The following is a 6,054-nucleotide window of genomic DNA, read 5'->3' as shown; positions in this document are numbered from 1 at the left end:
TGCACGTCCCGCGCCCGCCGCGCCCAGTGCAACGCGGCCTCGTAGGCCTCGCGCAACTGCTGGAACTGCAGCGGCTGCGCCGCCTGGTCGATCTGCTTGAGCTGCACCGCATAGGCGCGCCGCACGGCGCGCTCGTCGGCATCGGCGCGCAGGCCGAGCTCGAGCAGGAAGCCGGGGACCTCGGTCATGGTCGTCGCCCCGCTTCAATCGGCCAGCGGGCCGTCGCGCTCGATCTGCTCCAACTGCTCCTGGAACTGGCGCTGCATCGCCGCGATCTGCCGCTTGTCCTGCAGCGCCAGCACGCGTTCGAATTCGGCGATGCGGATGCCCAGCCACTCGCGCACGTCGCCGCGCAGCTGCTGGTAGATGCGTTCGGCGCGCGCCAGCAGGGTGCGGTTCTCGATGCGGTCGCGCGGATGGATCTTGAGCGCGCTCAGCGCCGCCAGCCGCTCCTTGATCTCGGCCTCGCTCAGCAGGCCCGGATTGCCCTCGATCAGCAGGCTGAAGGTCTCCTGCGTCTTCTGCACCGTGGCCTCGACCTGCAGCAGGCCGTTGACGTCGTAGGTGAAGCGCACCTCGACCGCGGCATCGCCCGGGGATGCTCCCGCGCCCAGGCTCGCCAGCGGCACGTGCAGGGTGCCCAGGTGCACGTTGTCGCGCACCATGCGCGACTCGCCCTGGAACACGTGCAGGTCGACCGAGGTCTGGCTGCCCGAGTTGGGCACGTAGCTCTTCGAGCGGCTCACGGGCACCGTGCTGTTGCGCTCGATGATCGGGTCGAAGTGGCCGTGCGTCACCGTGGTGTCGCTGAGCCAGCGGCTGACCGCCACGCCCAGCGAGTAGGGCGCCACGTCGGTCATCACCACTTCCTTGAGCGCCGCGTCGCGCGCCTTCAGGCCGGCCTGCACCGCCGCGCCGAGTGCCACCACCTCGTCGGGGTTGAAGTCGATCGAGGGGAAGCGGCCGAACATGGTGGTGGCCAGGCGCCGCACCACCGGCATGCGGGTGGCGCCACCGGCCAGCACCACCGCGTCGAGCTCGCCGGCGCGCAGGTTGGCGTCGCGCAGCGCGCGCTCGACGGGCGCGCGCAGTCGCTTGAGCAACGTGGCACAGGCCTGCTCGAGCGTGCCTTCGTCGAGCGCCAGCCGATGCTGCGCCGCCTCGTGCGCGACCACGATCTCGGCCGTCGGCTGGGTGCTCAGCGCGCGCTTGGCGGCCTCGGTCTGCGCGGCCAGGCGCTGCATGAAGTGGGCGTCGGTGCGCAGGCTGGCCGGCAGCTTGTTGCGCTCGAAGAAGAGCGCGATCAGCGCTTCGACGAAGTCCTCGCCGCCCAGGAAGTTGTCGCCCGCCGAGGCGCGCACCTCCATCACGCCCTCGAACATCTCGAGGATCGACACGTCGAAGGTGCCGCCGCCCAGGTCGAACACCAGGAAGCGGGTTTCCGCGCGCATGTCGTGCATGCCGTAGGCCAGCGCGGCGGCCGTCGGCTCGTTGAGCAGCCGCTCGACCTTCAGGCCCGCGAGCTCGCCCGCGGCGCGCGTGGCCTTGCGCTGGGCATCGGAGAAGTAGGCCGGCACGGTGATCACCGCCTCGGTGACCGGCTCGCCGAGCATCGCCTCGGCATCGGCCTTGAGCGAGCGCAGCACCAGCGCCGACAGTTCCTCGGGCCGGAACTCGCGCTTGCCCAGCCGCATCGTCTTGTTGCTGCCCATGTAGCGCTTGAACACCGCGGCCGTGCGCTCGGGATGCGTCTGCAGCCGCTCGCGCGCCGCCTTGCCGACCAGCACCGAATCGTCCTCGTCGATGCTGACGCAAGAGGGCGTCAGGTACTCGCCGAGCCCGTTGGGCACCAGCACGGAAGCGCCATCCCGCCACACCGCCGCCAGGCTGTTGGTGGTGCCCAGGTCAATTCCAACGATCATTCTTCTCGCCCCTTCGCGGGTCCCTCTTTTGTTGCCCTCCATCGTATGCGAAGGGCGTGTGGGCCGGGTGTCTGCGAAGGGGCACGGGCCGCGCGGGCGGCCCGCCGGGGGCTATTTCTTCTTGCCGCCCTTGGCCGCCTTCTGCGGCTTGACCACCACCGCCGACACCGCCGGATCGCTGCTGCGCCTGGCCTTGCCCGACTGCTTCTCGAAGCGCGCGAAGTACTCCGAGGCCAGCTTGCGCAGCGAGCGCCCGATGTTGGCGTAGTCGTACTCGTTGAGGTTGGCCAGCGAGACCCGGCCCGAGGCGTGTTTGCCGCCGAAGCCGCGGCCCGGCAGCAGCACGATGCCGGTCTCCTCGGCGATGCGGAACAGCGCCTCGTTGGGCTGCAGCTGGGTCACGATCCAGTCGCCGAAGCGCTCGCCGTGCATCTGGGTGGCGATCTCCTGCAGGTCGAGCAGGTGGTAGTAGCTCACCGAGTTCGGGTCGGCCGACAGCGGCAGCCCGAGCTCGCGGTAGAGCGCCTCCTTGCGCCGCTTCACGATGCGCTTCATCGCGTGCTTGTAGGCCTCGGGTTCGTCCATCAGGCAGAACAGCGAGAACATCACCATCTGCGCCTGCACCGGCGTCGACAGGCCGGCCGTGTGGTTGAGCGCCACGGTGCGGCTGTCGGCCACCAGCCGGTCGATGAACTTGAGCCGGCGCGGCTCGGTGGTGATCGAGCTGTAGCGCGCGTCGAGCTCCTTCAGCGCCGCCTCGGGCAGGGCCGCGATCTGGTGGTCGAGCACGTTGTCCTCGTGCGTGGCCACCACGCCCATGCGCCAGCCGGTGGCACCGAAGTACTTCGAGAACGAATACACGAGGATGGTGTTGCGCGGGCAGATCGCGAACAGCGAGCGGAAGTCGTCGGCGAAGGTGCCGTAGACGTCGTCGGTGAGGATGATCAGGTCGGGCCGCTGCTTGACGATGTCGGCGATGTAGCCGAGCACCTCGTCGCTGATCTTCACCGAGGGCGGGTTGCTCGGATTGCACAGGAAGAAGGCCTTGACCTTCGGGTCGAGCAGCTTCTGCAGCTCCTTCTTCGTGTACTGCCAGCCGTTCTCGGACGGCGCGTCGATCAGTGCCTCGATCAGCTGGTAGTCGTTGAGGTGCGGGATCTCGATGTAGGGCGTGAAGATCGGCATGCCCAGCGCGATGGTGTCGCCGGGCTTGAGCAGGTTGTTCTCGCGCAGGCTGTTGAACAGGTAGGTCATGGCGGCGGTGCCGCCTTCCACCGCGTACATGTCGAACCTGCCGACGAAGGGATGGGTGCCGATCATCTCCTTGTGGATGTACTGGCCCACGATGATTTCGCTGAGCCGCAGCATGCGGTCGGGCACCGGGTAGTTGCAGCCCAGGATCGCCTCGCACATCTCGTAGATGAAGTCGCCGGCCGACAGGCCGAGCTGGTCGCGCACGTACGAGACGGCGGCCTCGATGAAGCGCACGCCGGGCCGGCCCGCGTTGGCCTTGGTGAAGATCTCGAAGCGCGCCTCGATGCCCTCGCGCTGCGGGAAGCCGCCCACGCCCTCCATGTAGACGAAGGAGCGCTCGCTCTCGGTCATGGCGAATTCGCCGAACGCGAAGAAGCCGTGGCGCGGCGTGGTCGCGAGGAAGTTCGGATTGCCGCGCCCCGCGTTGAGCATCAGGCGGTCGCCCTGGCTGGCCACCTGGATCAGCGCGTCCTTGAGTTCGAAGGGGCTCAGGCCGCTGAGTTTTTTCACGTCGCCGAAATCCATGGAAAGGCTCCTTGGTTGTGAGTAAGGCAGGAAAGGAAGAAGAGGGAAGGCGTGCTCAGACCAGCGCGACGATCAGCGGCCCGAGCAGCGTGAGGAACACGTTGGCCAGCGCGTAGGTGATCGCGAAGGGCACGGTGGGAATGGCGTTCTCGGCCTTGTCGAGCACCTCGCCGAAGGCCGGGTTGGCGCTGCGCGAGCCGCTGAGCGCGCCCGCGAAGATCGCGGTGTTGGCATAGCGCAGCACGTAGCGGCCGAACAGCATCGTGAGGATCATCGGCACGATGGTCACGACCACGCCCACGCCGAAGATCGTGAGCCCGTGCTGCTTGACGGTCTGCACCGCCTGCAAGCCCGACGACAGCCCCACCACCACCACGAAACCGGCCAGGCCCAGGTCCTTGAGCAGCTGCACCGCGCTGGGCGGCAGCGCGCCGAAGGTCTGGCGCCGCGCGCGGTACCAGCCGAACAGCAGGCCCGAGAGCAGGGCGCCGCCGCCGGCACCGAGCGTGAGCGGAATGCTGCCGATCTTCGCGCTCAGCAGGCCCACCAGCAGGCCGACCACCAGGCCCGCGCCGAGGTAGACGAAGTCGGTCTTGGCGCTCGGCACGATCACGTCGCCGACGATTGCGGCCACGCGCTTGACGTCCTGCTCGGCGCCGAAGATCGTGACCACGTCGCCGGCCTGCACCACGGTGTCGGGCTGCATCGGCAGCACCTGGCCCATGCGGCTCAGCTGCACCACGAAGATGCCGTGGCGCACGCCACCCGCGGTGGCCTCGCGGATCTGTGCCACGGTCTTGCGCTCGAAGTCCTTGTTGGTCAGCACGATGTCGCGCTTGTGCATGGTGAGTTCCATGCCCTCGACCGCGTAGACCTCCTTGCCCAGCAGCGGCGCGCTCGCCACCACCGCGTCGCGCCGGCCCACGGCCAGCACGATGTCGCCGCGGCGCAGCGCGAGCGTGGGGCTGACCTCGACGAAGCGGCCGTCGCGCTTCACGCGCTCGATGGTGATGGTGGTGGCCGGGTCGGCGTTCTCGATGTCGGCCACGGTGCGCTGCGGGTCGGCCGTGAGCTCGTAGATGCGGCCCACCAGCGAGGGCGCGGCTTCCTCCTGGTCGGCGCCCAGCACCTTCACGCCGGCCTGCATCGCGGTCTCGGCCGCGATCGCGTCGTCGCGGATGGTGCGGCCCATGAACTTGGGCAGCAGGTTGACGCAGACGATGATCGCGCCGAAGGAGCCGAAGACGTAGGTCACGGCATAGCCGATCGCCACGTTGGCCTGCAGCCGCGCGGTCTCGGCCGCGTCGAGGCCGAGCTTGGCGATCGCGTCGCCGGCCGTGCCGATGATGGCCGACTGCGTGAGGCCGCCGGCCGCCACGCCGGCCGCCAGGCCCTTGTCGAGTCCGAACCACTTGGCCATGAGCACCACCGTGGCCAGGCCGGTGGCCGCCATCACCGCGGCCAGGATGATCTCCTTGATCGATTGCCGCCCCAGCGAGCTGAAGAACTGCGGCCCGCTCTCGAAGCCCACCGCGTAGATGAAGAGCGCGAACAGCACCGCCTTCACGCCGGCGTCGACCTGCACGCCGACCTGGCTCACGATCACCGCCACCAGCAGCGAGCCGGCCACGCCGCCGAGCTGGAACTTGCCGAACTTGATCTTGCCGATCCAGTAGCCGACCGCCAGCGAGAGAAAGAGCGCCATCTCGGGCGACTTCTTGAATGTTTCGTGCAGCCATTCCATGGATCAGCTCCTTCGAGGTTGAGTCTTCATTTCGCCGCGTGGTGCACCAGGCCGGCCAGCGCGACGATCAGCGGTCCCATCAGCGGCAGCACCACGTTCGAGATCGCATAGGTGATGGTGTAGCCCAGCAGCGGCGTGGCATTGCCGGCCGCGTTCTGCACCGCGCTGAGGGCCGGCGTGCTGCACTGCTGGCCCGCGATCGCGCCCAGCAGCACCGGCGCCTCGAGCTTGAGCAGCCGGTGGCCGATGAACAGCGACAGGCTCGCCGGCACCACCGCCACGGCCACGCCGACCAGCGGCAGCGCCACGCCGAACTTCTTGATCAATGCCAGCGCCTGCGGCCCCGAGGCCAGGCCGACGCAGGCGATGAAGGTGGCGAGACCCAGGTCCTTCATCAGCGCCAGCGCATCGGGCGGCACGCTGAGCCGGTGCGGGTTCTTCGCCTGGTACCAGCCGAAGGCCAGGCCGGTGAGCAGCGCGCCGCCGCCGGTGCCGAGCGAGAACGGGATGCCGCCGAGCTTGACGCTGAAGCCGCCGATGAAGACGCCGAGCAGGATGCCCGCGGCCGCGAAGCTGATGTTGCTGCGCGTCGAGGCCAGCACCCGGTCG

The 6,054-nt window shown here is 68.9% G+C and carries 5 protein-coding genes; all 5 read right to left on the bottom strand.

Translation table 11 applies throughout. The annotated features are described in order from the left end of the window. Positions 1-188, bottom strand: a 188-nt coding sequence (locus AC27VN_RS29935; protein ID WP_490878897.1) for a J domain-containing protein, incomplete at its 3' end; no start/stop codon positions are given. 15 nt (positions 189-203) lie between these two features. Then, positions 204-1,922, bottom strand: coding sequence for an Hsp70 family protein (locus tag AC27VN_RS29930; RefSeq protein ID WP_490878896.1), 1,719 nt, complete (start codon positions 1,920-1,922; stop codon positions 204-206). Between the two features lie 111 nt (positions 1,923-2,033). Continuing rightward, positions 2,034-3,701, bottom strand: coding sequence for a bifunctional aspartate transaminase/aspartate 4-decarboxylase (locus AC27VN_RS29925; protein WP_296789345.1), 1,668 nt, complete (start codon positions 3,699-3,701; stop codon positions 2,034-2,036). A gap of 55 nt (positions 3,702-3,756) precedes the next feature. Beyond that, on the bottom strand, positions 3,757-5,445 hold the full coding sequence (gene aspT / locus AC27VN_RS29920; protein ID WP_398496830.1) for an aspartate-alanine antiporter: 1,689 nt from the start codon (positions 5,443-5,445) through the stop codon (positions 3,757-3,759). 26 nt (positions 5,446-5,471) lie between these two features. After that, positions 5,472-6,054, bottom strand: a 583-nt coding sequence (locus tag AC27VN_RS29915) for an aspartate-alanine antiporter-like transporter (protein WP_490878895.1), incomplete at its 5' end; no start/stop codon positions are given.

Source organism: Variovorax sp. 20P10.2.4 (assembly GCF_058244205.1).
Note: the sequence above shows the minus strand (reverse complement) of the source record. Positions and strands in the feature narration are given on the sequence as shown.